This is a genomic window from Sebaldella sp. S0638 (assembly GCF_024158605.1).
GTDB lineage: Bacteria > Fusobacteriota > Fusobacteriia > Fusobacteriales > Leptotrichiaceae > Sebaldella.
Window position 1 is genome coordinate 1 of the sequence record NZ_JAMZGM010000217.1, and the last position, 2,577, is coordinate 2,577.

At 29.1% G+C, this 2,577-nt stretch carries 3 protein-coding genes and 1 pseudogene; all 4 read left to right on the forward strand.

Going from position 1 to position 2,577, the window contains the following annotated elements; genetic code table 11:
- Positions 1 to 234 (forward strand): annotated as a pseudogene (locus NK213_RS19670) (hypothetical protein); the annotation flags it as partial.
- A gap of 6 nt (positions 235 to 240) precedes the next feature.
- A complete protein-coding gene (locus NK213_RS19675; protein WP_253352500.1) occupies positions 241 to 498 on the forward strand; it encodes a hypothetical protein in 258 nt (85 codons plus the stop codon).
- A complete protein-coding gene (locus NK213_RS19680) occupies positions 485 to 922 on the forward strand; it encodes a YopX family protein (protein ID WP_253352501.1) in 438 nt (145 codons plus the stop codon). Before NK213_RS19675 ends, NK213_RS19680 begins: the two co-directional genes overlap by 14 nt.
- Before the next feature lie 111 nt (positions 923 to 1,033).
- Positions 1,034 to 2,577, forward strand: a 1,544-nt coding sequence (locus tag NK213_RS19685) for a recombinase family protein (RefSeq protein WP_253352503.1), incomplete at its 3' end; no start/stop codon positions are given.

A 2,577-nucleotide genomic window follows, 5' to 3' on the forward strand; every position in this document is an offset into this window, starting at 1 on the left:
GCACAGAAAACTGTTTTAAAACAGTTAATTGGAAAATTCGGTATTTTAAGTATTGAAATGCAACTTGCACAAAAAGCAGACCAGAATGTTATTAAAGAAATTGATAAGGACCATATTAATGTTGAGTATGTTGATAATCCAAAAGGAAATAATGATGCTGTAGATATTGAGCCTTTAGAAGATGATGTTGATTCTTCTGAATTATTCGCAAGATATGCTAACAATAAGGAGTGAAAATAAATGAAAGAAATAGAATTAACAGTTACATTAGAATACGACGAATTAGAAATACCAGAACTATTTAAAAAACAAGTAAAAGATTTTTGTGAAGAACATTATTTTAGAGAAGATGAGTCAGAAAAATTATTTGAATTTATGAAAGAAAACGGAATGATATTTCTTACGGCATTTCATCCTGTATCTGGTGAGGTTGGTTGCTATGTTCCAGCAATATTTCAAGTACATTATGTCGGGGAGGTAAAAAATGAAAGAAATTAAATTCAGAGCATGGTACAAACATTCCAAAAAAATGCTTGAAATTATACAGATTAATTTTATAGATAATTACCTGGATTATTCAGATGTAAATTCTGAAAATGGAATTAAAAGACTTTTATTAAAAGAAGTTGAATTAATGCAATTTACAAATACATATGATGATGATAAAACTGAAATTTGTGAAGGAGATATCCTCTTTTATGATACTGATGATGGTTTTCGTATTGGAGAAATATTTTCAGATTCAGTATTCAGTGGCTTTCGACTTTGTCCTAGAATTTCTTATGAATTTTCATTTGAAGATGATGAATACAATGATAAGGATACAATTGAATTTGTAAAAAAATATAATCCCGAGCATAAAAACTTTATCATCATAGGGAATAAATATGAAAATCCGGAATTGTTGGAGGTAGTAGAGTGAATAAAAATATAAAAGTAGATGTTCAAATCGTGGATACCTTAATTAACTTTGATATCCTCATGGATATGTTAACACAGGATTTTTTACTTAATAATTAAAAGGAGTACATTAATGAAAAGAGCTTGTATTTATGCCAGATTTTCCAGTGACAACCAAAGGAACGAATCTATTGATGCTCAAATTAGGGCTATCAGAAATTATGCTGCTAAAAATGATATTACTATTACAAATACATATATTGATAAAGCTATCAGTGGTACTTCTGCCACTGATAGAGAACAATTCCTACAGATGATTAAAGATAGTAAGGGAAATCTTTTTGAATATGTTCTAGTACATAAATTAGACAGGTTTGCAAGAAACAGATATGACCAAGCTATTTATGAAAGAGAACTAAATAATAATAATGTGAAACTTATTTCTGTTCTGGAACAATTTAACGATTCCCCGGAATCCGTCATCCTTAAAAGTGTTATTACTGGTATCAATGAATATTACTCCCTTAATCTTTCCAGAGAAACTAAAAAGGGATTATATGAAAATTTCCATAACAATAAGTATGCCGGAGGTATTCCTCCTCTTGGTCTTGATGTTGACAAAGAAACTAAATTATATATTATTAATGAAGAAGAAGCTCATACCGTCAAACTAATATTCAGACTTTTTCTGGAAGGTTACGGATATGGTAGAATTGCTGACTTTCTTAATAAACAAGGCCTTATTAACAAAAGAAAAAGACCTTTTTCAAAAACTGGTATAAGGGATCTCCTTCGAAATGAGAAATATATTGGTACATATATCCTGGGTAAAAAAGATAAACACGGGAAAATAACTAACAGAGAAGAAAGAAAAGAAGATGCTATTCCTGCTATTTTAGATAAAAATACTTTTTATGCTGTCCAGGAACTCATATACTCTAAATCTACTTCAAGGATTGGAAGAGCTAAACAGGAATATCTTTTAACAGGAAAAATTAAATGCGGTGAATGTGACGGAGTATTTGCAGGCGGTGGAAAAACTAACGGGAGGAATAAAAAGTATAATATTTACTGTTGTACACACAGAAAATCCAAGAAAAGTGATTGTATGAATCCACAAATCAGGAAAGAAGTTATTGAAGACTTAGTTTTCAGAACTATTCAGAATATTATTTTTTCTTCTGACAGACTTGAAATATTTATTGAAGAACTTACAAAGAAAATTACTGCTCAGAATAAAAATTTTGACAATTTGAAGAAGAAAAATGATAAAGACATGGAGAACATCAAAAATAAAAAGGAAAAACTTCTGACACTATTTTTAGACGGATTTATTACAGAAGAAGAATTTAAAAATAAAAATGATGCTTTAGAACTTGAATTAATTGAGAAAATAAGGATACAGGAGAATCTTAATAACACGAAAAACATTAATGTTAAGGATATCTCTTCTTATGTTAAAAAATTAGCTGATGCATTAGACAGTCAAAATATCTCTATAAAAAAACAAATTCTTCAAACATTTGTTGAAGAAATTATTATTTATAAAAAATCTATTAATATTAAGCTAAAATTTTTTGGTTTAGCGGACCGTGATACTATTGGTGGAAGTGGGGGTCAACGCTTTTTATCACTGTCCACAATTTACAGAAGATATTTTGCTTACTATGATAGTAA